The sequence below is a fragment of the Leptospira kemamanensis genome (assembly GCF_004769665.1).
GTDB lineage: Bacteria > Spirochaetota > Leptospiria > Leptospirales > Leptospiraceae > Leptospira_A > Leptospira_A kemamanensis.
Window position 1 is genome coordinate 1 of sequence record NZ_RQGG01000032.1, and the last position, 23,957, is coordinate 23,957.

The following is a 23,957-nucleotide window of genomic DNA, read 5'->3' on the forward strand; positions in this document are numbered from 1 at the left end:
ACCAAAGTAATTTCAAAACCTAAGCGGTCAACTCAGTTTTATAAAAAAGTTCGCAGTTCATGGGAATTATTTTTGTGGATGAGTGGGGGATGTGGAGGTGATATGAGACATAATGTTAATACAATGTGACATAATTCGATTATGTGGAACACTGGAAAAAAGTGGGTAATGTTAGGCGTTATGCGACATATTTAAAAGCGAATGACGCCGCTTAGCGCGTGATAGCTGGAATCAACAATAAAGACTTGCGTTTAACAGTCGGTCGCTCTTCGGCCAAAGGAAAGTTTTCTTATTTCGTTATGGGAGTATACATCCGACGAAACTATTTTCTTCTATTGGGTAGAATCGGAGAGGTTGTTTGGCAGTTTCGGCGTTTGTTTCGCGTCTCGATTGCATTGATGTAGTCTGACGACGAAAAGGTGAACTATTTTGGATTATTTTTTGTGAAGCTATGATTGTGGTGGAATGTTTGGTCGTTATGTGATAGATGGAACGTATTGGGTGGCGGGTGGATTACCCCACCCAGTTCGATTAGGGTGGGGAATTATACCGTAATTTCATCCTCAATCGAACCAGTGGCTTTTTTCATCACGGTAACTCTACGAGATCCATACTCCACAACTTCCATTTCTGACCATCCAAGCTGCCGGTACAAACTTACCGCCGTATCCGTAAACAAATGGATTTCCCTAATGCCACGGTCCTTCGCCAATGCTTCTAAATAATTACAAAGTTTTCCACCTAAACCTTGTTTTCTCATGGTTGGCAAAGTATAAACTAAAGCTAACCAATGTTTGTGAATATTAAACCTTGGCTGTAATTCCAATAAACCTACTTGATGATAAACTCCACCAGTTGCCACAGGATTTGAATTTTGTAAGATCACTACTTGAAATTGTGAGTGATCATTTGCGATAGCTTTCAGTTTTAAAATCGATTTTTCATACGGAATACTCCACTCATCGTAGTACCATTCCGCAATGGTTTCCATTAACGTTTGATCTTCAGGAATCAGAATTTTAAAATCTATAACACTCATGAAACAAAATCAACTCCCACTTTTACAAACCAACCATTGGCACAATAACACCTAATCCCGACTAGGCGAACAGATCATGAAACTATAAAAAAGGCAGAACTTTTAATACCGAACATTAAACTGCATATAACCGTAACCCTCTCGTGAGGTCTGGCCATAACTGACACTTGCTGGATTCACAGGTAAATATCCAAATTCCAATGTCTCTTTGTCCAAACCTAAGAAATAGAAAGTTGCAGCCGATACGAGCATAAGACCCATCAAAATCACCATAGGGCCCGCCACTAATTGCCGATCTCTTCTATTTTCTATAGGCAAAGTGCCCGCAATCCGTTTTAGGTTTTTTGCTTCGGATTCGGCATCGTTGATAATGCGATTTTGGGAATAATACCAAAACAAAAATTCATTAGGATTATTTTGAGAGAAAGTGGTAATCGCTAGGGCATTGGTTAAACTCACTTGAGACCTTGCCCCTGAGTAAAATTGTCGCGAAGCATAATTCAAATAAGCATAACTTGCATAAAACAAGAGGGATCCATAAATTGAGTAAGTCGTAAAATCTTTATATGTATGATCTAAAAACACATTTTGTTTGTTTTTATAATACACTTCCGTTTGCCCTTCTCTCATAGGAACATCGATTACCGTTTCTTCCTCATCCTTGGCATCGATGGATCGGAACGAATCTATGTATCCTTCCTTTGATACTCGCAAACGATTCAAACCAGAGGGAATTGGCATTCGTGTGATAGGTGTTTTGCCCAAAAATTGAATCCCTAAATAAACATCCGATTCTACGTTGGATGTCACAGAAATAAAGGATCGATTTAATTTTAAAGTGAGGGACACATCTAATTGAAATTTTTTGCCCTTCTCTAATAGGATATCAGATTTATAAGGATAAAATCCTTCCTTAAAGATAAATAAGGACCTTTTTCCAATAGGGAATTTTTTTTCACTAAGTGGAGTTTTTCCTAAATAAATCCCATCCAAATAAACGAGCGCACCCTCTTCTCCATTTGCTGAAATTCCAAGTGTTGTTGCCTCTTTACCTTGCAACTTCTCCTTAATGGATTCACCCAAAGGAGACATCTCTTGATAAGCTCGAATCACTGAAGTTTGGTGTTCGAATGAACTTGATTTCCCTTCATAATCATCAAATAAAAATGCTTTCGTTTTTAAGTTATTTTCATTCACTTCAAACGATCCAGATAAAATATAATCACAATTAAACTTGGTTGCCGCTCCAAATGCCTCATCCATAGACAAAGGTTTTTTTTCCCACATCTGCTTGATTGTGATTTTGATATAACGGGGGTCTTTTTCAGGAGAAACCTGTTTCTTTCCTATACGTAATTCCTCTAAGTCTTTCTCATCATTAATTTCTCTTTTTTTTCGTTTTACGTTGGTTGATTCAGCATCAATCTTTTCTTGCAATGTCGATTGAGGATTTTCACCGAAGGAATGATAGATGATATTTTTTCTTGGGTTCTCCACATAGGTATATTCTAAATTACGCAAGTCTGATAACAATACAGAAGGAATCCCTTTCATCAAATATTCTTTTGTGTTATCTTCGTTTTGAGCTGCAAATGGAAAAATACAAAGAGTTCTACTCGACTCAAAAGACACACTCCCTTTGTAAGATTGTTTAGGGAAATTATAATAATCATCTATGGAGAATAATGGGAGGGTATGACTAAGCAATCCAATGATGAGAAAAAATGCAGAGATCTTATGTTTCATGTTTATGATTTCGAGACCCCAAAGAATACACCAAGATTAAAATAGCAAGGATCGGAAGCAAAACGGAAAATGGGGATTTGTCAAAATAATCTTTCGAAAAAGAGATTTGCTCACCGAGACCAGGACCAGTATCTCCAACGGATGTTTGAATTCCCAAGTAAGAAAAAAGTGCCATCGTCATCACAACCGTAGGTAACCCCGAAAAAAATAAATATCGAAACATTGATTTCAATGCTGGTAAATAGTGTAAGATAACGAGGTGCATGGGTTTTGCACCAAAACTAATAGAGGCCGTAATATAAGGACTAGATTGGATTTCTCGAATTTTTGCCGTCAATGATTCATACGCAATGGCCCAATCAGAAACTACAATCGCAATCAAAATAGAAATGGGGTTATTTGGCAATATTGTAATCACAACAAGTGCAGACAATAATGATGGAAGCGAAAGGGAAACAGAAACAAATCCAGATAATAAAAAATCTACTTTAGATTTAAAAAAAAGGGATATTGAAGTAACAAAAAAAGAAAATAGAATTGTAACCATACGAGCTGGGATAACGAGTAATATCGTAGAAAAAGAACCAAAACAAAACAAAGATAAATTATCTCTTCCTAGTCGATCTGTTCCCAAAATAAAACCTTTTGAAAAAACAGGTAAGTTGTTATGTGTTAAATCCACATATGTGGGTGCCGGTAAAAAAATAACTCCTAACAAAATGCTTCCAAAAAATAAAACACGAACTAAGTTATGAAACATTTTGTACCTCCCCAGAAAAATACTTTTGCAAGTAAAACCCAAGACGATTCAAAATATAAAAGATCAATCCTGAATACATTAGTAATGTTGATAAAAGATAGGTATCCATTGATTTAATAGAATAATACAATGATTTACCAATTCCCGGAAAAAAGAAAATCTCCTCTACAACCATCGCTCCAGATAACAACGAACCGAAATCCAAAACCAATAAAATCAAAGTCACAGGAAGAACCTTTAAAAATATTTCAACTCGAACAATATGACTCCAAGGGTAGGAACGCGTCAGTAAGAGTTGCACATACTTTGAATTTGATTCCTTTTTTACTTCGGGCAAAAGATACAATGCCAATCTAGCAAAAATTCTAGATCCTAAAGCTGTACCAGGCAAAATCACATAATACAAGTTACCTGGCTCATAACCACCTGGAGGGAACCATTCCAATTTATAAAAGAAAACGATGAGGAGTAGAATCGCAAAAATGAAAATGGGAGTAGAAAGGATGAAATTGGAAACAACGTATACCAATTTGTACAATGAATCCGACTTCCAATATACAACTAATAATGAAAATCCAAATGCAAAAAAAGCACCGAATATGATACTAAACAAAGCCAAATGGAAAGTTGCGAAAAAACGACTTCCAATATGTCCATAAATTGATTCTCCGTTTTGGGTAAGACCTCCTGATTCAAAGATGATTCTGTTCCAAAACTCTGAATAGGAAGTGAGAAAACTTTTCTCTGATGATTCTACTCCAGTAATCCCAGCATCTGCATACAGAAAGTTCTTATCTTGTGTATGAAATTCAGAAACAAACGTGCTAACCGCTGACAATAAAAGTAAATAATAAAGAAAACGGAAAACTTCCGACTTCACAGCGTTAACTTTTGGAGAGGAATGCCTTTTGGATTTCTTCGAAATTTTTGGCTTTGATGAGTTTTTCCCTTTCTTCAGGAATGTTTAAAGTTTTTGCAATCAATGCTAATGTTTTGATATGATCCTGAAATTTATTTTTAGGAACAATTAACATGATAAAAATTTGAACAAGCCCGTGGTCCAATGCATCAAAGTCAATTCCATTGGGTGAAATTGCCATGGCACACTTTAACTCGTTTACATAATGAACGGAACAATGAGGAATTGCGACACCACTGCCAATGCCTGTCGACATTGATTTTTCACGGTTCATCAAAGAAGAAACAGTTTCCTCTTCATGCACTACGTCTAACGTTTGTGTGGCGACCATATGAGAAATCATTTTGCGAATCGCATCTTCTTTCGTTGATGCTTTAAAGTCGAAAATGATATTCTTCGGATCAAGAATCTCCAGAAGTTGATTCATTTGGTTTTACTTACTCCCACATTTCCAAACTTCAATTATTTTCCAAGAAAAACCCTAACAAAGAGAGCTTCTACCAGAAAAAAAACGACTACTACCCAAATCGCGCTTATCCCCATTTTCCCTACAAGGAAGGCAATGGGAAGTAAAATAACAAAACTAAATAATGTCACATAATAAGAACCATAAAAATTTCTACCTGGTACTAATTGCAAAAAGAACGCCAAACTGGCAAACGATAACAGCCAGTGGTATCCTGAAAAACCAGAACCGATTCCCCAAACAAAAAATAACAATGCCCAAAGCAGAAAAAAACTAAGTAATATCGTCCTACGAAACGAAACCCAGGCAACTCCAACCAAAACGTAAATGCCTAAACTTTCTGCAATCGAAACAAAACGAATCGTTTCGGCTGGATCAAACGAAATCCAAGGCAAAGAAAGTGGTAATACAGATGTTTCCAATACAATGCCCAAGCAAGATTGCAAATCGTATACTTGGCGCATTTGGTAACCAATGAGAGAAAATGCTGTGTCTAACAAAAACACAAACAGAAATACCAAACTAACAATTGATAATCGAATGGAGTAATTCTGGATTAAAAAATAATGAGCTGCGTAAGTAAAAATAAAAGCGATTGGAAGTAGAATCGGATCAAACCATGCCGTAGGTAATAGAATGATGGCTAAGAGTAACTGCGAAATCAGTCCCAACCAATATGGAGATTGGTTCACTCGAATACATATCCCGAGATAAATCAAAGTAACAAGTGAAACTAATAAAATAGGTACGATTGGAACAGGAGAAATAAACGCAAGGGCATAACCCAAAAATCCCACGAGTGTGAGAAAATAGAAAAAATCAGCAAAGATTTCGGAAGATTTGATTCCCCAGCTATTTTCAGAAAGTATGTAAAGGTTTTTTAACATATAAATAGATACCTAAACCAAAACCTCTTCGATACGTTTCCTAATGTCGATTCCAGCGGGACAATACACAGAACAAATCCCACAACTTACACATTTATCTTTATCGAACTCTTCTTTTTTTCCTTTAATCAATTGGATAGGATTTGCCTGAGTTGGGCAATATTGATTACACTCCATACAATCAATACAACTGAATTCTTTTCGAGAAATCGGAAGTCTCTCATACAATGTAATCGAATAATGTTCATAAATATTAAAATAACCTAACGTTTGCACATCCATCGGCTGTATTGCTTCAAATACGGTATCAAAAGAAGCAATTTTATATCTTTTGTCCATATTGGCAGGAATAAAAGCTAAGGATTGGCCGTTGGTCAAAAAATATTGACGTGGCTCTAAGTCCATTCTACCTTTTCGATCTACTAAAAATACAGCTAAGTGTCGTTTGGTGAAAGGCTCACCATAATACAACTTTCGCAATATATGATAAATGGTTTCTGCACCTAAATATAAAACTTCATTCGACTGTAGTGATTTTTTTGCCTTCACTACATCCCACTGAAATTGTTTATGTAAAAAATATTCAGGAATTCCATTTGGGTGCTCATAATGTAAGTCTGGAATTTCAAAATAATTTTTAACGTCAGCTTTAGGGAAAATAGAGTTTAATAGTTCTACAAAACTGTGAAACGCCTCTTTCATTGAGGTCAAAGTCATCTCTTCAAAATCAAGATGTTGGTATCGAGAAAAAGGAGATAAAATCAGCGTAAAAGATGAATTCGTTTTGAATTTTAAAAAATAATCTTTTAACGGAGTATTCATTAAATCAAGAGAAGCCAATGCTCCGTCATCAAATGCCTGCAACATGGTGTGAACATCGTATGACTGGTGTTTGTAGACAGAATTTGTGGACCAAGAACCATCTTGTTTGATTTGAAAAAACTTTTGGTCTGGTGTTAATGTGGCAACGCCATTGACAGGGGCAAGCACCTTGGTCCCGTTATGTGATAACATAAGTTGACCATGGGAAACTCGAGTTGGATAGGAATCTGAAAGTACGCTGCCCGAAGGAACGGGGATCAGGAATTGACCCTGAATCGTCCGTTCTCTTTTATTTTCCGTTTTATGAAATTTTCGAGCGAAGGCGCGAGGTAACCTGGGAAACAACACGCCAGTAATGATTTAGACGGCTTTCACCATGTAGATTTCGTCTTTGATAGGGAGTTCTTTTTTCAAGTTTTTGATGTAAGGTAGAATCTCTCCCATTTCCTCGTAATACTCACAATTAGTTTGCATACGACGAGCGACGGTAAAATATTTATAAAGTTTTTCTTCACCGGAACGTTTAGACCATTTCTTCTTGTTACATTTCACGCGAAGAATGTATTTATCTTGCTCCGACTCGTATTGGCGAACCACAACACAATGCAAACAGTTCGCGCAGTAGACTTTTTCACTCATGGATGACCCCTGAACCTAGGTTGAATTTACAGCTTTTTGGAAGGAAAGGTTTCGTCAAGTAAGTACCATCGCCTTTCCTTAAGCGACGGCACGAAGTTCCTTTTCTGCTTTGGTCGCTGGTTTGAATTTCCAGAACGACTCCGCCACAGAAAGATAAGCGACATAGAAAAATCCAATGGAATAGAGAACCATGAAACCGATCATATATGGTTTCCCGACCATGAAGGATAAATAAATGCAAAATAGGCAATAGGCACCCATAAAAAACTCGAGGAATGCGCGGTAATCCACAGGCACCACATATTTGATTTTGTCCTGTAAACTATCCCCTTCTTTCTCGATGCGAAGTTTCGGAGTGCGTTTGAATCCTGACTGGATGCCAAAAACAGCCTCCATCCAAGCATACGTATTCATAACGGCAATACCCGTTCCAATCATCACGAGAACGGGAAGGTAAATGAGTTTCGATTTCCAGTTTTTATGGATTTCTCTTTGGGAATACGCGTAAAAAATCACCGGACCCATGGATCCAATGGATAGAAATGCTGCCGATCCAAAAAGGATTTCCATAGGAAGGTCTTCCATCTTAAATCCAGCCCAATATTCCATGAGAAGGAGCGGAGCTGTAAGGAGGATGTTGATGATCATTAGTGGATGGACAGAATAATTGATTAGGTGGGTAATCGCTTCCCCTTTGATTTTCCAAGATTCATTGGACTTCCAAATCCGAGGGAGGAGTTTGACAGCTGTTTGGATGGAACCTTTGCACCAACGAAATTGTTGCGCTTTGTATGCGTTCATTGTTGCAGGAATTTCTGCCTTACAAACGACATCTTTGATGTAACGGAATTTCCAACCTTTGAGTTCTGCACGGTAAGATAAGTCAAAGTCTTCTGTGAGTGTATCGTGTTCCCAACCACCCGCGTCTTCAATACAAGAACGTCTCCAAATTCCGGCAGTTCCATTGAAGTTCATCCAAAGGTTAGAACCATTTCGTGCCACTTGTTCAATCATAAAGTGACCATCGATTCCAAAACTTTGTGCTTTGGTTAAGATGTTATATGTTTCGTTGATATGACCCCAACGTGTTTGAACCATTCCAATCGATTCATCATCGAAATATCCCATGGTACGGAGTAAGAAGTCTGGTTCCGGGGTAAAATCCGCATCAAAAATAGCAATGTAATCCCCTTTTGCCTTTGCCATTCCTTCATCCAACGCACCGGCTTTGTGACCTTTGCGATTGGCTCTATGAACGTGTTCAATCCAAATCCCTTTTTTCTTGTATTGAGCCACAAGACCCGCTACCTTTTCGATGGTTTCGTCTGTCGAATCATCCAAAACTTGGATTTGGAGTTTTTTAGCAGGGTATTGTAAGTGACAAGCAGACTCAATTAAACGATCCACAACGTAAAATTCGTTAAAAATTGGGAGTTGGACCGTAACAACGGGTAGGTTTTTGTCCTTCAAAGAAAGGATTTTGGATTCATCCTCTGCACAGTTTTCTTTGTATCGGCTATACAAAAATACCATGAGGTATGTGTGTAAGCCGAAGTAAAACAACATCACAATGTCAAAACCATAAAGAACCAAAAAGGATATAGATAAGAACGTTAGCATAGTTATAGTCAAAATCGGCACAAGGGCCGTTTTGGTCAAACATTTTGTGCACCGCCAAATAAAATTAGAATTTCTTTCCTTTGCGAAGAAGACCTATATCACAAGATTGGTAGCAATTCTATGGACTCTCAATGGAAACGATTTTGGGAAACTGGCCTCTTCCCTTCACTTGAATTTAGCCTTAGCCTTTCAATCGGTTATGTTTTATCTTTGTTCTTTTATGTTGCTGGCTCTGAATTGGCTTTCATCGACAGAACAGATACGGCATACCCCATATTACAAGCGCTAATTGCCATTTCTTTTGCAGCAGGTTTTATCTACCGGAAATATAAACAAAATTTATCTTTTACAATTAGTTTAGGATTATTAACCCTAACGTTCACACAAGTGATTTGGTTGTTATCTGGAAATACTTCGGAGTTTTTAATCGATTACATTTTTTCTTTTGAATTAGTTTTAATCGGAAGTATGTTTTCTGCATTTCTGATCGGAATTTATGGAGGCTCACTTCGCGATTTCCGATTTTTAAGTTTTACGTTGGGAGTAACAGCTTTCACTTTCTATTCTCTTTTTGAACCTAATCAAAATTATTCGATCAAAGTATTACTCGCATCCCTTTATATTTTATTATCCTTTTATTTTTTTAGTACGTTATTCCAACAAACACCGATTTCGAGTAAATTCTATAAAATCAGATCAAAAATTGGCAAACATCCATTGTTTTCTCCATTTTACCGATCAAGTTTATCTTTACTGATCGCATACTGCGTATTACATTTGTATTTCCAACCAGGCCCAAAAATTCCATTAATTTTATCTATCTCCTTTTCTGTTACCATCGGGAGAGCTTTATCTTTAGTCAGTGGATTAAAAAAAGAAACCAAATCAGTTTTCTTAATTGGTAGAGTGGCTTTATTATTTGCATTTTTCTTTTTCATTTATCAAACATATTGGAGTTCTTTCTTTATTGCACTTTGTATCATCACGGGAACCATCGTTGGTTTTTTTAAACCGAACAAAACTCCATACAAAGAATATTTGATGATTGGAATCGAAACATGTATTTATCTCGGACTTTCATTTCTTTTGTATTTTTGGAATTTGCCAATGGGAATTCGGACTTTAACGGCAATTTTATTTGTTCCCGTATTGATGTATCCTTATCTCTTACAAAAACACATCGTCCGTTTGCCAAGAATTGCAATGTTCGTTGCCGCAACAGTGATTGTAGTTTTATTTTTTTCACCTCCTACGATTCGAACAAGTTCTCCTTTTTCCAAAAAGGAAATTTTTGACCCCATTCCGTTTGCAATTACAAATCTTAATTTTAATGAAGAAGAATATATCTTTTACAAATCTGTTTTGCCATTTCCTTCTAATCCATTTTTGCCCAAACGATCGGAAATCAAAGGGAAAACTGTTGTATTGGGACTGAACTCAAACCAATCTCAAATCATATCTTATATTGAAAGATTGAGTGAAGAAAACCATCCTTTCCTAATCATCACAACTCGAAACAAAACAAATCAATTTCATCATATCAATGCATTGTCACTGTTGAGCAGAAAGTCATTTTGGAATTTTGATATTTATTACCCAAATTATTTGGCAAACAAAATCAATTATTCCAATTCGCTTCCAAGTGATTGGAAACTAAAATATTATTCGGAAAAATTAGATAACTTAACTTTTTCTGAAGCAGTGAATGTGTTAGATTCTGTTCTAAAATACTCATCAGGAGATTTAAGAAAAGATGCCGTTGAAATTAAACATCTCTATTATGAATCGTTTGCGTCGTATGCAAAATTTTATCATAATATCGGTCAAAATAAATTGAGTTTAGATGCAATTGCATTGGCAAGAAAATTTGAGTCACCGAAACCAGATCTACTCAGAATTGCATATAATAGTTTAAAATTCACTACACCAGAAGCAGATTATATTCCTATCTTAGAAGATTTGAGTAAGGATTCGGAATTTCAAGAATTTGCATGGAACTCACTCATTCCTATGTTTGAATCTCTTGGTGAATGGAATCATGCATTGAATACCATGAGTTTACTGGAAAAATACTACCGCGTAAACAATCAAATGGAACAAGCAAACGAACTAGAATTAGCGAGAGTTAGACTCTACATCAACCAAGAAAACTGGAAAGAAGTAGAACCGGTCATCTCATCTCGATTACGAGAAAACCCAAATTCTGTCATTTGGGAACGACTTAAAAATGAAGTGATTGAAAAAAAAGATTCACTCAGGCGAATCAGTGTTCGTCCTGATGTAAGAGAGGCAAGAATCCAATGATCCATTCCACATTACTTGGAATCCTAACATCGATTTTATCAGTATTTGTTGCAATTTTAATTGAAGGTGCATCATTACGATCCTTCTTCCATGTCCCAGCGATGTTTTTAATTGTTGGAGGTACGTTAGGTGCAACATTTGCATCTTTTTCGCTCTCTCAAATATCTAGAGCAGTGCGAGACACTCGGTTCGCCTTAAGAAAAAGGAAAGAAACAGATTTGAAATTAGTATTTTTTCGTTTTTGGGAAAAAGCAAGAAAAGACGGCTTACTTTCGTTAGAGGATGAATCCAAAAAATTGGACAATTCCTTTTTGCAAAAGGGAATTCAGTTGATTGTAGATGGATCCGATCCAAGAACCATTGAAGAAATTTTATGGGAAGCTCACGAAGAAAAAGAAAAAGAAGACTTAAAATCTGCAAAAGTTTTTGAAACGGCGGCTGGATTTTCTCCTACCATTGGAATCATTGGTACGGTGCTAGGACTTGTTACTGTGCTTGAAAATTTAGATGGTGGAACCAAAGTTTTGGGTCAAGGAATCGCCACTGCCTTTATTGCAACCTTTTACGGAATTTCCTTTGCAAACTTAATTTTATTACCCATATCCAACCAACTGAAAGTTGTGGCGAAACGAGAAAGTAACGAACGTCAGGCGATCATGAGAGGGATTCTGTCATTACAATCTGGTGAAAACAGAAGGATACTTGCAGAACGAATTGATCCATTTGTAAACCAATAATTCTCAAATTAAATTTGATTCTTAAGATTTTTGATGAACTCATTGGATAGGATTCGATAATTCATCATCAATTGGTTCCAAGTAGTTTCATTATGGATTTTATTTTGCGTAACTAACTCATTTATCTTTTCAGAGAACTCATCATCTAAAACCATTTTCTTCGTAAAACATAAGTCCATATCAAAACTCAACTCTCTGTGCAATCGATCCTAATCAATTTGTCTTTTCTTCATTTGGTATAATACAAAAAAGTTGATGGATCTTATCGTCTCGGAAGTCGAACGGAATTGATTCTTTGGTTTTGTTGATACATTTGTATCCTCTTTCCTTCCATTCTTCCTCTTCTACTTCCATTTTGAATTTCCGAAAATTTGTGGAAAACCAAATCTCTCCATGATCGTTTAGGAATTTAGTAAGAAGTAATAGAAGTAAGTTCCTGTGTTTCGTTTGAACATCCCATTCTTCATACATTTTTTTACTATTGGAGAATGTTGGTGGATCTAAAAAAATCAAATCGTATCTTTCTCGATTTGGATTTTTGGTCTCTTCCTCTATCCATTGTAAAATATCTGTATTGATGATTAAATGATTTTGACCAACAAAACCATTTTTTTCTAAATTTTGTTTTGCCCAATCACAATAGGTTTTAGATAAATCAATGCTTTTGGTTTTTTTTGCTCCACCTGACGCGGCATAAACGGAAAATGCACCTGTATAAGAAAACAAGTTGAGTACTGACTTGTTTTTTGAACTCTCTTTGATCCAACCACGAGTGACTCGATGGTCTAAGAACAAACCAGTGTCCAGGTAATCGGATAAATTAATTTTGAACTCTAAATTCGCTTCTTTTACCCAGAAAAAATTTCCTTCTAATGCAAATTTTTCATATTGGTCTTTGCCTTTTTGTTTTTGTCGATGTTTCAAAATCAATTGATCTTCACTCAATTGAAATACATCACGAATGATCGCCTGAATTGTTGTTAACCTTTCTTCGTGGCCACTCTCTGCTCTGAAATGCAATGAACTTTTATCGTATAACACAAAGCCATTAGGATATCGGTCCAATATACATGGAACTTGGGGTATATCTTCAGAATAAATACGATAACATTCAATGGAATTTTTTTTGGCCCACTTTTCGCGTTCTTTTTTTAATTTGCGAAGGCGATTTTCAAACATGATGAGGGCGCCTAATCCTCGTTCCGTCATTTGGTAGTCCTTTTGGGGGTACTATTTAGGTAGACTTCCCCGCCCTATTCGAGACTGGGTGGGGAGATCCACCCGCCACCCAATACGCTCCGTTTATCATACCTCCCCAAAAAAGTCCTCCTTAATTCAGAATCATTGGTTTTTTTTTCAGATTGGTTCATGTTTTTGATTGGTGAGAGGTAACAGTATCAAAAGAATGTCGAGTATATGTCCACAAAAGACACGACTTATATTTATTGTGATGGAAGTTCTAGAGGCAATCCAGGTCCAGCGGCGATTGGTGTTTCCTTTCAGAACAACGATGGAATCGAATTTTTTTTCCTCTCTGAAAAAATTGGAACTGCAACCAATAATATAGCTGAATGGCATGCATTATTTCGAGGTATGGAAGAAGCGATCAAACAGAGTATCAAAAAGTTAAAGTTTAGATTAGATTCAGAACTTGTCGTCAAACAGATGAAAGGTGAATACAAAGTTAAAAACAAAGATTTGATGGTATTTAAATCTAAGTGTGAACAACTTAAAACCTCTTTTGAAAATTTTGAAATCCAATACATTCCTCGTGAACAAAATGCACGGGCCGACCAACTCGCAAACATGGCTCAAGATTCTAAAGAATGAACCATCGCTCTGTTTTTCAATTTCTTTTATTTATCGTTTCGGTCGAATTGATCAACTCATGTAGACCTTCTCTTACCAAACAACTGGATCGACTTTTAGAAGATGGTACGATCATGGAGACCGCCATATTTTGTGCGAAACACCAACCGGAATTAAAAGATCGAAAAGAAGATTGTGATCGTGTCACAAAAGAAGCAAAATCCGAAATCGATTCGATTTTAAATCGAAAACTAGATTTAGGAATTGCCCCTGTCATTGTTTCTAAATCCAAAGGCGAAGAAATTGAAGAGTTACTAAAAGTACACACACAACTGGGGATACGGTATTGGGAAATCTGGAAATCCAATGTGATTTTAGAATAGACAATCTCTCCTATCCTTAGATAACCATTGTATATGGCTGGCGATCCTTCTCAAATCCTCAAAAAAATTGGTCTCAAGGTTACAAAAAATAGAGAACAAGTTTTATCCATCTTACAAGGATCAACAAGACCTCTAAACCACCAAGAAATTATGGAACAACTTCCCAAAGAAGAATCTTGGGATCGAGTGACCATTTACCGCGCACTCTCGGACTTAGAAGAAAAAAATTTACTGAACTCACTCCACTCGACTGATCGAGTGACTTACTTTGAATTGAAGTCTGATGGAAACCATGTTGTCTCCGCAGCACACGGACATTTGATTTGTAATGTCTGTGGTAAAATTGAATGTATAGATGATCCTTGGAATGGAATGCCATCTTCAAAACAACTCAAAGGGTTTACTACAGAATCAGTCGAAATCGTTTTTAGAGGCAAGTGTAGAAATTGCCAATAGAGCTCCATTCTTTAGTTCCGGAATTTTATAAACGCCATTTAGAAACCATAAATTCTACTCTGAAACAAGCAGGGTTTGAATGTTATTTAGTTGGTGGTTCTGTCAGGGACCTTGTGATGAAAAAAGTTCCCAAAGAATACGATTTTACTACCAACGCAGAACCGAAACAAGTGAAGAAACTATTTCGAACTGTGATCGATACAGGGATCAATCATGGCACAGTGACCATTGTTTTAGACAAAGTCAATTATGAAGTCACAACCTATCGGATCGATAAAGACTATATAGATGGAAGAAGACCTGAACATGTTGAATTTGGAACCACATTACACGAAGATCTAAAACGCCGAGATTTTACAATGAATGCATTGGCCTATGATTTACAATCTGGTCAACTGGTAGATGAACATTCAGGTATAGAAGACATTCAGAAGAAATTGATTCGAACAATTGGAAATCCTATCCAACGATTCAGCGAAGACGGACTAAGACCCATTCGAGCTTTACGATTTGCAAGTACTCTCAACTTCAGTATCGAAGATGAAACAAAACTCGCAATTCAAAAAACAAAACATATCACACAGAAAATTTCATTAGAACGCTTTCAAGACGAAATTCTGAAATCATTTTTAGGTGATAATCCAAAGAAAATGATACATCTGTTAGTGGATGAGGACATATTCACTTTGTTTTTACCAAATTTTGAGAAACCTTTTGCCATTAATGAAAATCAATTAAATAAACTCAATCATGTAACGAAAGATTTGGTTGGGATGCAACTAACATTTGCATTTGATTCCATCGTTCCTCATTTAACTGAAAAAGACTTAGAATTGATTCTTAGAACATTAAAGTTCTCAGGTCAAAATATAAAGGATTCGTTATTATTTTTAGATTTAATGTTCAAATGGAAAGAACTAGGAGAATCAAAACACCTATCTCCTTATCAAATCAAAAAAGCATTTTTAGCGCCCGTTAAACGGCATTTTCAAAATAGATTCGTATTGAATTCTATTTTTTGGATCAAATTGTACCCTATTTTTGGAGACTTAACCAACACGTTTATAACCATTTGGGAAGAAAATCATCCTTTGTTACTTTCTGATTTAGTGTTGAATGGGAATGATTTGACCAAAAACTTTCCTGAATTTCCCAAAACCAAGTATGGGGAACTATTAAATTCTCTATTAGATCTGGTTTTGAAATCGCCTAAAGAAAATGAATTTCAGAAATTAATCACCCATTCTGCTGAATTTATAAACAATCTGTCTAAATAAAAAATTTCCAGTAACGATCTGTACTTCAGGATTGTTCTCTTATTAATCAAATTCCCTTTTTTTTTCTGATAATTCCCCAACATTTTCGATTTCTTTGATTTTTTCCCCAATCCATCCTGATTTCCATGCCAGCCTGGTACACAACTTGCAAATCAAGTTCACATAGGAGAAATGGCAAATGAGAAATAAATATACTCTTCTCGCAACTTCGGTTGCCCTTCTCGTTTCAAGTTCAGTTTTTGCACAAGGCGAAGCAAAAGAAAAATCTTGGTACGATAAGATCAACGTTTCCGGTTACGTAGATGTATTCTATATGTATACTGCAAACAACGTGGAGGGAGCTAAACGCGATTCCTCTGGAACTTTCAACACGCAAAACAAACAATTCGGAGTATCTGCTGCAGTGCTCGATTTGCAAAAACTTGCGGACAAAGATAGTCCTTGGGGATTCAGAACAGTTTTCCAAAACGGTCAAAACAACGTATACCAAGAAGCACCTTACAACCAAACAAACAGTACTGTAAACATGAACATGCTCCAACAAGCATATGTTTCCTTTTACTTTCCTGTGTTAAAAGGTCTTACTGTGGATATGGGTAAAATGGCGACTCACATTGGTTATGAACTTTTGGATACTAAAGATAACCCAACATATACCATTGGTTATATCTTCTTTAACACAATCCCGTTCATCAATACTGGTGCGAGAGCAAACTTAGCTGTCACCGATAAGTTAAACCTTGGTTTCTACTTATACAACAGTGTGGGCGGAACAGGTTCTGATATCACTGCGTATAATAATGCAAACGTGTCTACCTACCGTGACGGTGTTAACAAAAATAAAGCAGTGGGAACACAAGTTTCTTATGACCTTATTTCTGATAAGTTAAAAATCACTTGGAACACTTTATACGGAGTAGATGTAACTTATGCAAGACCTTCCAATGCCGACTATTGGATGAACGAAGTATATGGAACACCAATCAATGCAAGACGTGCTAGTTACCAAAATGATTATTGGATGATCAACAACGTAATTTTGAACTTCACACCAAACGACAAAACTCTTGTGTCTCTTGACTATACTCAAGGTGACAAAAGTGGTGCTGCTGCTACTCTCAATGATCCATCGACTCAAGTTGACCTTGATGGAACAGGAACTACAAAAGTATCTCTCACTCGTGATGACAGTAACGCAAAACGCGTTTACAAAACTTACGGAATTTGGGCGAGATATAAGTTCTCTGACAAATGGGCTCTTGCTGGTCGTTACGAAAGAATCGACGATTCAAGAAACGGCGCACCACTCGGAGTTAGCAATAACACTGCTGGAAGAACTGACCTTCAATACATGAATAGTTTAGGATACAACAGTACCAAATACTATTTAGGAAGTGCTCAAACTTTCACAATCACTCCTACTTACTACTACGGAGACAACATTATCATTAAAGTTGACTTCAGAAGAGACCAAGCGAAAGGCCAAGTGTTCACTGATGAAAGAGGACAACCTCAATCTCATCAAAACGGTGTCACTTTGGGTATTGTTGCAACATTCTAAGGAAAAGGAGAATAGAAAAATATGAAATCCATCAAAGTAAAACCCGGATTTGTCTCCCTGACAGTAATCGTGGCTTTGTCTACTATGTCGTTCGTAAATTGTGCACAGTCCTCAGCTAAGAAAAATGAGAATACGACATTACTTACATACCTAGTGTCAAATCCGAGCGCACCAGTGGGAGCGCAAGCGGACTGCGTTGTATCAGCAGGTCTGATCAATGCATGTGTCTCTTCAAAAATTCAAATTGATGCAGGAGCAAATTGTTCACTCGCAAAGATTGCTGAAAACCAAGCGATTGGAGCTGATTACTCCACTATCAAGACAAACGTCATTAAGAAATACAATGAATTGAAATGTAACATTGCAGAAAACAAATACACAAGTGCTTCTGCTGCTGTGGATGCGTTTAAAGATCCATTGACTTTCACTTCTACAAGTGACGCAAGTTCGGTAGTCGTTTTCTCTGCTCCAACTTATTACTAAATCAGTTAGCAGAGTAAACATTGAAATGAAAATAGAGTGGTTTCCCCACTCTATTTTTTTATTTTTCCTCTAAAACATCTGAACCTTTTCTCTCATTTTGATTCTTCTTGGATCCTTTTAACCAATTACCCCAACTAAAACCTTGTGAACGTACACTCTTTGGTTTCACAACGTTGACTGTGCGCACAAAATCACGTTTAAAAAAGATATAAATTTCCTCGTCTGGTTCTGCACCGGGCTCATAAACAGAAATTGGTCTTGTATATACCCAAACATCTCCATCGGCGTTGCGGATCATATGATCTGGATCTCCCAAATAACCTCTCACAAAAATTCGGGTTTGTTTGTATATTTTCTCGAGCATCACATCTCGAATTTTTAAGTCATTATAACCTTCTTCCGTTAATTCTTCCCTTTGTGCCCGACGTTTTTCTTCTTCTGTCCTCAAATCATTCTCTGATTTTGAAAGAAGTTGATTACATTTGGTTTCATCTTGAAAAGTCTCCATGCAGTTATCGAACAGTGCTTGTTTGTTTTGGATGATCCTCTCTTCCGATGAGGTACATTGGGATAAAGAGACAATAAAAATAGAGGATAGGAAGATAAATTGCTTCATTTTTCTAGTGTATAACTAAATCCAAAATCTTCCAAGCAATATGTTTGACTAATTTCAAAATATCGGAAGGGAAATTGTCCTTACCTAACATCAACTTTACGGAAATCTCCTGATGATTCCTTACTGAATTTAAAAAATTTCTCACAATTCCAATTTTTAACTCACAGTGAAAAATTTATTGAGTGAAAATATGGAAATCAAAAATTCCTTCGTCTATATTCAGGTATCAAATTCAATATGTCAAAATTACTTTCAAAATTTTCCATTCAACTCAGACTCATACTACTTCCAATTCCTATCATTGTTACTTTAATCATCATTTTGCTCATTTTAGTACGTTCCCTGAATGAAACCATAGAGTTTTCTGAGAAAGAAAAACAAGGCATACAAACCTTAAGACCAATTTACATTGCTTACCGGGAAGGTCTAAAGCGCCTTAAGATCGGGCAAGAGAAAACAGATGAGTTACTCCCTCTTGTCAATCATGCACAAAAAATAGTTACTGATTCCCAATTACTACCGACTTCGTCAAAAGAATTAACCAAATTAGACTATTTCTTAGGCAAAAAGTCTTTTGAGCAAAAAGACTCGATCGAATTTTTATCAGATTTACAAACCTTGGCTTTAAAAATCGGAGATAATTCCAATCTAATTTTAGATCCTGAAGTGAATTCTTATTACCAAATGGACATTATCTTCTTTAAGATACCAGAAATATTAAAAAACATAGCCATTCTCAAAGAAATCATTCGAGAAGAATACCAAGGTGAGAATAAAAAAAACAAACTAATATCAAATGCAAGTTATACGAAAGCTTTACTTTCCATAAACGTAATTGAATTAAACTGCAATGAGATCAAAAAGTCATATACCAAATCAATTGAAGACCCATCTCCTTATAAACAAGAATTAGAAAAGTCAAAACTTGCTGCTGAAAAAACATGTACGAATTATTTAAATAATCTCAAAAATATTTTTATCGTTTCCAAATTAAAACCTCCAGAATCAGAAAATTTATTTACGACCATACATAATGGTACGGCTATCGCTGGTGATATTCAAGACCAATCAATTTTGATTTTAGAAAAATTGGTAAACGACCGAATTCAACTTCTCACTCTCAAAAGAAATGTGAACATTTTATTAACATTAATTTCATTACTGATATCTACAATCATTACAATCTTCATATTCAAAAGTATCAACAATCCACTCGTCACTGTCCTCACCAAAATTGACGAACTCTCCAGTGGAGAAGCCGATCTGACCAAAAACCTTCCGGATTTTGGGAACAATGAAATCGGAAAAATCACTTTATCCATCAATCATTTTTTAAACAACTTAAATCAAATTATGAATCAATTAAAGGCATCTGTCAGTGAATCAGAAAAAGTAGCAGCAAAGTTACGACAAGATGCTATTTCAGTTTCCGACAATGCAACCTCCCTTGCTTCGGTTTCCGAGGAATCTGCTGCCTCCCTTGAAGAACTGACAACTAGTTTCGAAATTATGTTTGAATTCATTTCCAATGAAACGAAAAACATTATGACAATCACAGAAGAAATGGAAACAATCAAATCTTCCATTTTCAATATAGAAAAAGCAATACAAGAGCTCACAAATCTGTCGGAACAATCAACGAATTTGGCTCATTCCGGAAATGTATCCATTCAAAATACAGATATCACTATGATGGAAATCAGAACTGTTACGAAAGAAATCACTGGTATTGTTGATTTGATTACAGAGATATCAGAGAGAACCAATTTACTCGCGTTAAATGCAAGTATAGAAGCAGCTCGAGCAGGTGATGCAGGAATGGGTTTTGCTGTTGTAGCAGAAGAAATTTCAAAACTTGCTGACAAAACACAATCATCTGTCAAAAGTATCAAAAAATTAATCGAAAAAAGTCATTTAGTCGTGAATTCAGGATCCAATCATGTGATGGAAGCAGTGAATTCATTAAGCGAAATTGTTACACAATCTATTCGCATGAATGATGCCGTGAATCATTTAAAAGAAGAAATGAATACACAATCGAATAGTCTAATGAAAGTTACAAACGAAATCACTGATTTAGAAGATATGGCTAAAACCATCGAATTTTCGAGTAAAGAACAAAAGAAAGCATCAGAGGATATGGTAAATACAATCAATACCTTATCAGGAAATGCACAAGAGTTAGCAAATAACTCTGAAGATTTGAACCAAGTGAGTCAAAAAATTGGGGAAATTGCAACTAACATTGCCTTGATCACGAATACGTTTCGAACACATTAAGCAGCAAAAAATGCAATTCTCCACCTAACGCATTTTTTTCGCTCATTCTACAAAGAAAAACAATTGCCCAAACAATGGTTCTTCCCCTGTTTGGTCGTCATGTCCTTTTCTTTTCAAAACCACTCTTATATCCGAAGTTATTTTATAACCACAGCTTTATTTCTTTCCCAATATTTTGCTCTCATCTCTTGCCAATACGTCTCATTCACAAACGAAAAAAAGAATCACCAAAGTCTTTTCATCTCATCGTTTGTTTTTTTAGAAATGTCCTATGCATTAGAAACACATACTAAGGCAAAAGAACAAATTGGTTCGTTGCCTGAAATAACACCTGGTTCAGAGAATGATACGGTTCCCTTAATTCAATTAGGGAATAAAATTTTTCGAGATATCAATTTATCTGCAAATCGAATCCAGGCTTGTGTCACATGTCATCCATTAGATGGAAGATCCGCAGGTATGGACAGACAAAGCACATCTAGAGGCACATTTGGACAATTAGGAAAAAGAAATACACCAACTATATTTAATATCGGATTTTCTTCTGTGTTATTTTGGGACGGAAGAAGAAACACTCTTTATGAACAAGCCATTGATCCATTCGTAAACCCATTGGAAATGTCTTTGTCATCTGAATCGGAATTAATCACTAGATTACAAAATGATTCCTCTTATCAAAACTTTTTTTCAGAAGCATTTCCGAACGATTCCAATATAGATATCCACAAAGTTCGTCTTGCCATATCAGCGTTCGAAAGAAGTTTGATCTCCATATCAAGATTTGATGAGTTTGTCAATGGAGATTTGTATCGTTTTAACCAACAAGAACTTTATGGATTAAATCTTTTTTTAGAATTAGGATGTAATCATTGTCATTCGGGAAGAACACTTGGAGGGAATTCTTTTTCAAAACTCGAATCACCTGAATTTTACAACCCAAACGACTTAGGCAGATTTGAAGTCACTGGGAATCCAAACGATCGTTATGTATTCAAAGTCCCAAGTTTAAGAAACGTATTTTTAACAAGCCCATACTTTCATGATGGGAGTGTAACTTCACTTAAAGAATCAATCCTTCGAATGAATTCGTACAAATTGAACAGATCAGTCAAAGATTCTGAAATCGAACTCCTCATAGCGTTTCTAAAAACTCTATCGGATCGAACTAAAACGAATTAAAATTCTTGACGATGAAATATAGGGAGACAAATGTGACATTACCTTCAGGGAGGAAACAGGTGAAAATCCTGTGCTGACCCGCAACTGTGATACACCAATCGAACGTTATGTTCATTTGATGGTAAGCCAGATCTTCCCCGCAATGTTTTCTCGTGGATTGGAAACTTTGCACACTTACATTCTTTTATACAACAAAGAATGTAAAGGGGCCCCGAAGGCAAACTCGGGGCACCCGTATGGAAAATACACGTATTAGATTCTTATCTCTAACGTATTTGTGCATTTACGTATCTTATGTAGATCACAGATTTTCTTTTTCGTGTTCCCCTAAATTCAAAAAAGATTTAGGAGAATCTCAATGAAAACTTCACTCAAACTAACATGCACTATGTTATTAATCCTCTTGATCACTGCTTGTGCGGATAACAACACAGTGGAGAAATCAGTCGCTGACAATAATTTAGTTTTAGGCTTGTTAAAAACGGCTGAAGCATCCGCAAAAGAAGCAGGACAAATTGAAATCAGAGGAACTTACCTACAAGCAAGTTGTTCAGCAGGTACATGTAATACACCAGGATCAAACACTGTCACAATTCAATCCAATTTTGGAACAACAACTGGATACTTATATGTAGATTATGTAAATGGCGCTGGAACTTCAACTTATCGCGTAAATGCAGAAATTGTAGAATTCAGTAATACAGATCGAGTACTTTATTATAAACCCAAAAACAGTGCGAACATATCAGCATTCATTTGGACCATTACAGATGCCAATGAAATTCTAATTTGCGATGTATTCAACGGCAAACCTACATTGGCTGAAACAAAAACAGATTTAAGTTCAAGAAAGGCTTCTGGAACTGTTTATACGACAAATCCAAAAGCTGCGGGATGTAATGGTTCATTTGCATTCAATTTCTTAACGAGAACATTTTAAAACTTAAATTTTTTGCCTTTATTTTTGTAAGTAAAGGCATATAGGAGATACAACTTGGGACAATACCAATTCAAATCAATCCTGTGCATCTGTATTTTTTCTTTTACTTTTTTACAATGTATAGAAGAGGATAATAAAAATGACTTTTTATTATCGCTGTTAACACTTCCGCGCGTAAACAATTCTTCCGTAAGTCCATGCCCACCGACTTCACTACCAACAGAGATTCCTATTGCTAATACAGTTGTATCTGCCAATTCTAATGTCAGTGGATTTAGTAATTCGACGAAGGCAATTAATGGAATTTGTGGAGGCGGAGAATTCTCAGGTTCCTTAGATGTGTATGCACTGAATCTAACAGGAGCAGGTGCTACTCTTATATTATCTTGGGGTGGTAAAACTGTAAAAAACGTGACTGGAATTGATTTTATCGTTTATGAAAATCCGTTTCGAGTTTCTGAAGCAAGTGATCGATATGCTTTTGATCCGATGGTAGTGCATGTTTCTTTTAATGGAACAGAATACTGTGGCTTTGATCTGAGTGGATTTAACCCAAGTGTATCTGACAGTAATAAAATATCTTCCTGGCCTGGATTTGCGGGTCTTCGACCAGTAATTTACAATATGGCCACGAAACCATTTACCTTAGATGAATTATTCACATCTACCGGAAGCGGTTTTTTGTTAGGTGGTGGAGATGGATTTGATTTAAATAATTTGATCGTCGGAGGACCAGGTACCAATTGTGATGCAGCGGCAAGAACAAATATCCAAACCAATGGATTTAAATTCATTCGTCTTACTACTGCATTAGCAGTAAACAATCCAACTACAGGAACGGGTTATGTGTATCCACATTCTTATGACAATGGATCTGATATAGATGGAGTGGTTGCAAAAGAAGTAGAATAAGGGTATTCAAATTGATTCCTCAAGTAACCTAATTCAAATCCAGTTTTAGGTTACTTGAGATTTTTTTTATCTGATGAATAAGGAATTGGTGTTAAAACAATTAACACCTTACACCAACTATT

General features: G+C 36.1%; 23 protein-coding genes and 1 riboswitch. Of the genes, 12 read left to right on the forward strand and 11 right to left on the reverse strand.

Going from position 1 to position 23,957, the window contains the following annotated elements:
• Positions 1-544: 544 nt before the first annotated feature.
• The 9 genes from EHQ59_RS10220 to EHQ59_RS10260 all read right to left on the reverse strand — a co-directional run bounded on the left by EHQ59_RS10220 (position 545) and on the right by EHQ59_RS10260 (position 8,898).
• Positions 545-1,039 carry a GNAT family N-acetyltransferase gene (locus EHQ59_RS10220; protein ID WP_135619560.1) on the reverse strand — a complete coding sequence of 165 codons (495 nt, stop codon included), beginning with the start codon at positions 1,037-1,039 and terminating at the stop codon, positions 545-547.
• Between the two features lie 102 nt (positions 1,040-1,141).
• A complete protein-coding gene (locus EHQ59_RS10225; RefSeq protein ID WP_135619561.1) occupies positions 1,142-2,785 on the reverse strand; it encodes a PEGA domain-containing protein in 1,644 nt (547 codons plus the stop codon).
• On the reverse strand, positions 2,775-3,545 hold the full coding sequence (locus tag EHQ59_RS10230; protein WP_135619562.1) for an ABC transporter permease subunit: 771 nt from the start codon (positions 3,543-3,545) through the stop codon (positions 2,775-2,777). The genes EHQ59_RS10225 and EHQ59_RS10230 overlap by 11 nt, the downstream gene beginning before the upstream one ends.
• Positions 3,535-4,425, reverse strand: coding sequence for an ABC transporter permease subunit (locus EHQ59_RS10235; RefSeq protein WP_135619563.1), 891 nt, complete (start codon positions 4,423-4,425; stop codon positions 3,535-3,537). Before EHQ59_RS10235 ends, EHQ59_RS10230 begins: the two co-directional genes overlap by 11 nt.
• Positions 4,426-4,429: 4 nt before the next feature.
• A complete protein-coding gene (locus EHQ59_RS10240; RefSeq protein ID WP_135619564.1) occupies positions 4,430-4,891 on the reverse strand; it encodes a PTS sugar transporter subunit IIA in 462 nt (153 codons plus the stop codon).
• A gap of 35 nt (positions 4,892-4,926) precedes the next feature.
• Complete coding sequence (locus tag EHQ59_RS10245) at positions 4,927-5,817, reverse strand: hypothetical protein (RefSeq protein WP_135619565.1); 891 nt, start codon at positions 5,815-5,817, stop codon at positions 4,927-4,929.
• A 12-nt stretch (positions 5,818-5,829) separates the two neighbouring features.
• On the reverse strand, positions 5,830-6,831 hold the full coding sequence (locus tag EHQ59_RS10250) for an ATP-binding protein (protein ID WP_167481397.1): 1,002 nt from the start codon (positions 6,829-6,831) through the stop codon (positions 5,830-5,832).
• A 168-nt stretch (positions 6,832-6,999) separates the two neighbouring features.
• On the reverse strand, positions 7,000-7,278 hold the full coding sequence (locus tag EHQ59_RS10255; RefSeq protein ID WP_002973362.1) for a hypothetical protein: 279 nt from the start codon (positions 7,276-7,278) through the stop codon (positions 7,000-7,002).
• A gap of 78 nt (positions 7,279-7,356) precedes the next feature.
• On the reverse strand, positions 7,357-8,898 hold the full coding sequence (locus tag EHQ59_RS10260; RefSeq protein WP_135619567.1) for a cellulose synthase family protein: 1,542 nt from the start codon (positions 8,896-8,898) through the stop codon (positions 7,357-7,359).
• A 120-nt stretch (positions 8,899-9,018) separates the two neighbouring features.
• Between EHQ59_RS10260 and EHQ59_RS10265 the strand changes: the two genes are divergently transcribed.
• Together EHQ59_RS10265 and EHQ59_RS10270 are read left to right on the forward strand one after the other, a co-directional pair.
• Positions 9,019-11,202 carry a hypothetical protein gene (locus EHQ59_RS10265; RefSeq protein ID WP_135619568.1) on the forward strand — a complete coding sequence of 728 codons (2,184 nt, stop codon included), beginning with the start codon at positions 9,019-9,021 and terminating at the stop codon, positions 11,200-11,202.
• Positions 11,199-11,939: a motility protein A gene (locus tag EHQ59_RS10270; RefSeq protein WP_135619569.1), complete on the forward strand. Its 741-nt coding sequence runs from the start codon at positions 11,199-11,201 to the stop codon at positions 11,937-11,939. The genes EHQ59_RS10265 and EHQ59_RS10270 overlap by 4 nt, the downstream gene beginning before the upstream one ends.
• Before the next feature lie 213 nt (positions 11,940-12,152).
• Here EHQ59_RS10270 and EHQ59_RS10275 read toward each other — a convergent pair whose 3' ends face one another.
• Positions 12,153-13,148: a class I SAM-dependent methyltransferase gene (locus tag EHQ59_RS10275; protein ID WP_135619570.1), complete on the reverse strand. Its 996-nt coding sequence runs from the start codon at positions 13,146-13,148 to the stop codon at positions 12,153-12,155.
• Between the two features lie 207 nt (positions 13,149-13,355).
• Between EHQ59_RS10275 and EHQ59_RS10280 the strand changes: the two genes are divergently transcribed.
• The 6 genes from EHQ59_RS10280 to EHQ59_RS10305 all read left to right on the forward strand — a co-directional run bounded on the left by EHQ59_RS10280 (position 13,356) and on the right by EHQ59_RS10305 (position 17,908).
• Positions 13,356-13,769 (forward strand): ribonuclease HI family protein, encoded by a 414-nt coding sequence (locus EHQ59_RS10280; protein WP_135619571.1) that lies wholly within the window; start codon positions 13,356-13,358, stop codon positions 13,767-13,769.
• Positions 13,766-14,131: a hypothetical protein gene (locus tag EHQ59_RS10285; RefSeq protein WP_135619572.1), complete on the forward strand. Its 366-nt coding sequence runs from the start codon at positions 13,766-13,768 to the stop codon at positions 14,129-14,131. Before EHQ59_RS10280 ends, EHQ59_RS10285 begins: the two co-directional genes overlap by 4 nt.
• A gap of 33 nt (positions 14,132-14,164) precedes the next feature.
• Complete coding sequence (locus EHQ59_RS10290; protein ID WP_135619573.1) at positions 14,165-14,587, forward strand: Fur family transcriptional regulator; 423 nt, start codon at positions 14,165-14,167, stop codon at positions 14,585-14,587.
• Positions 14,578-15,864, forward strand: a complete 1,287-nt coding sequence (locus EHQ59_RS10295) for a CCA tRNA nucleotidyltransferase (RefSeq protein WP_135619574.1) — start codon at positions 14,578-14,580, stop codon at positions 15,862-15,864. The genes EHQ59_RS10290 and EHQ59_RS10295 overlap by 10 nt, the downstream gene beginning before the upstream one ends.
• Positions 15,865-16,042: 178 nt before the next feature.
• On the forward strand, positions 16,043-17,425 hold the full coding sequence (locus EHQ59_RS10300; RefSeq protein ID WP_135619575.1) for an outer membrane beta-barrel protein: 1,383 nt from the start codon (positions 16,043-16,045) through the stop codon (positions 17,423-17,425).
• A gap of 153 nt (positions 17,426-17,578) precedes the next feature.
• Entirely contained in the window at positions 17,579-17,908 is a 330-nt protein-coding gene (locus EHQ59_RS10305; RefSeq protein ID WP_135619576.1) for a hypothetical protein, read from the forward strand.
• Positions 17,909-17,966: 58 nt separating this feature from the next.
• Here the strand turns inward: EHQ59_RS10305 and EHQ59_RS10310 are convergent, their stop codons facing one another.
• A complete protein-coding gene (locus tag EHQ59_RS10310) occupies positions 17,967-18,416 on the reverse strand; it encodes a hypothetical protein (RefSeq protein WP_135619577.1) in 450 nt (149 codons plus the stop codon).
• A gap of 345 nt (positions 18,417-18,761) precedes the next feature.
• On the opposite strand from EHQ59_RS10310, the gene EHQ59_RS10315 reads away from it, so the two are divergent.
• The 4 genes from EHQ59_RS10315 to EHQ59_RS10330 all read left to right on the forward strand — a co-directional run bounded on the left by EHQ59_RS10315 (position 18,762) and on the right by EHQ59_RS10330 (position 23,835).
• Complete coding sequence (locus tag EHQ59_RS10315; RefSeq protein WP_135619578.1) at positions 18,762-20,804, forward strand: methyl-accepting chemotaxis protein; 2,043 nt, start codon at positions 18,762-18,764, stop codon at positions 20,802-20,804.
• Positions 20,805-20,903: 99 nt separating this feature from the next.
• On the forward strand, positions 20,904-21,983 hold the full coding sequence (locus EHQ59_RS10320; protein ID WP_135619579.1) for a cytochrome-c peroxidase: 1,080 nt from the start codon (positions 20,904-20,906) through the stop codon (positions 21,981-21,983).
• Positions 21,984-21,986: 3 nt separating this feature from the next.
• Positions 21,987-22,139: riboswitch (cobalamin riboswitch) on the forward strand.
• 202 nt (positions 22,140-22,341) lie between these two features.
• Positions 22,342-22,923 carry a hypothetical protein gene (locus EHQ59_RS10325; protein ID WP_135619580.1) on the forward strand — a complete coding sequence of 194 codons (582 nt, stop codon included), beginning with the start codon at positions 22,342-22,344 and terminating at the stop codon, positions 22,921-22,923.
• Between the two features lie 54 nt (positions 22,924-22,977).
• Positions 22,978-23,835 carry an LIC_13355 family lipoprotein gene (locus EHQ59_RS10330; RefSeq protein WP_135619581.1) on the forward strand — a complete coding sequence of 286 codons (858 nt, stop codon included), beginning with the start codon at positions 22,978-22,980 and terminating at the stop codon, positions 23,833-23,835.
• The last annotated feature ends 122 nt before the right edge of the window (positions 23,836-23,957 follow it).

Excerpts from the sequence above, each read along its gene's own strand:
- EHQ59_RS10290 (WP_135619573.1), top strand. The coding sequence starts at position 14,165 with ATGGCTGGCGATCCTTCTCAAATCCTCAAAAAAATTGGTCTCAAGGTT.
- EHQ59_RS10300 (WP_135619575.1), top strand. The coding sequence starts at position 16,043 with ATGAGAAATAAATATACTCTTCTCGCAACTTCGGTTGCCCTTCTCGTT.
- EHQ59_RS10270 (WP_135619569.1), top strand. The coding sequence starts at position 11,199 with ATGATCCATTCCACATTACTTGGAATCCTAACATCGATTTTATCAGTA.
- EHQ59_RS10280 (WP_135619571.1), top strand. The coding sequence starts at position 13,356 with ATGTCCACAAAAGACACGACTTATATTTATTGTGATGGAAGTTCTAGA.
- EHQ59_RS10250 (WP_167481397.1), bottom strand. The coding sequence starts at position 6,831 with ATGTTATCACATAACGGGACCAAGGTGCTTGCCCCTGTCAATGGCGTT.
- EHQ59_RS10310 (WP_135619577.1), bottom strand. The coding sequence starts at position 18,416 with ATGGAGACTTTTCAAGATGAAACCAAATGTAATCAACTTCTTTCAAAA.
- EHQ59_RS10265 (WP_135619568.1), top strand. The coding sequence starts at position 9,019 with ATGGACTCTCAATGGAAACGATTTTGGGAAACTGGCCTCTTCCCTTCA.
- EHQ59_RS10325 (WP_135619580.1), top strand. The coding sequence starts at position 22,342 with ATGAAAACTTCACTCAAACTAACATGCACTATGTTATTAATCCTCTTG.
- EHQ59_RS10275 (WP_135619570.1), bottom strand. The coding sequence starts at position 13,148 with ATGACGGAACGAGGATTAGGCGCCCTCATCATGTTTGAAAATCGCCTT.
- EHQ59_RS10245 (WP_135619565.1), bottom strand. The coding sequence starts at position 5,817 with ATGTTAAAAAACCTTTACATACTTTCTGAAAATAGCTGGGGAATCAAA.
- EHQ59_RS10285 (WP_135619572.1), top strand. The coding sequence starts at position 13,766 with ATGAACCATCGCTCTGTTTTTCAATTTCTTTTATTTATCGTTTCGGTC.
- EHQ59_RS10230 (WP_135619562.1), bottom strand. The coding sequence starts at position 3,545 with ATGTTTCATAACTTAGTTCGTGTTTTATTTTTTGGAAGCATTTTGTTA.
- EHQ59_RS10260 (WP_135619567.1), bottom strand. The coding sequence starts at position 8,898 with ATGCTAACGTTCTTATCTATATCCTTTTTGGTTCTTTATGGTTTTGAC.
- EHQ59_RS10225 (WP_135619561.1), bottom strand. The coding sequence starts at position 2,785 with ATGAAACATAAGATCTCTGCATTTTTTCTCATCATTGGATTGCTTAGT.
- EHQ59_RS10255 (WP_002973362.1), bottom strand. The coding sequence starts at position 7,278 with ATGAGTGAAAAAGTCTACTGCGCGAACTGTTTGCATTGTGTTGTGGTT.
- EHQ59_RS10320 (WP_135619579.1), top strand. The coding sequence starts at position 20,904 with ATGTCCTTTTCTTTTCAAAACCACTCTTATATCCGAAGTTATTTTATA.
- EHQ59_RS10220 (WP_135619560.1), bottom strand. The coding sequence starts at position 1,039 with ATGAGTGTTATAGATTTTAAAATTCTGATTCCTGAAGATCAAACGTTA.
- EHQ59_RS10315 (WP_135619578.1), top strand. The coding sequence starts at position 18,762 with ATGTCAAAATTACTTTCAAAATTTTCCATTCAACTCAGACTCATACTA.
- EHQ59_RS10240 (WP_135619564.1), bottom strand. The coding sequence starts at position 4,891 with ATGAATCAACTTCTGGAGATTCTTGATCCGAAGAATATCATTTTCGAC.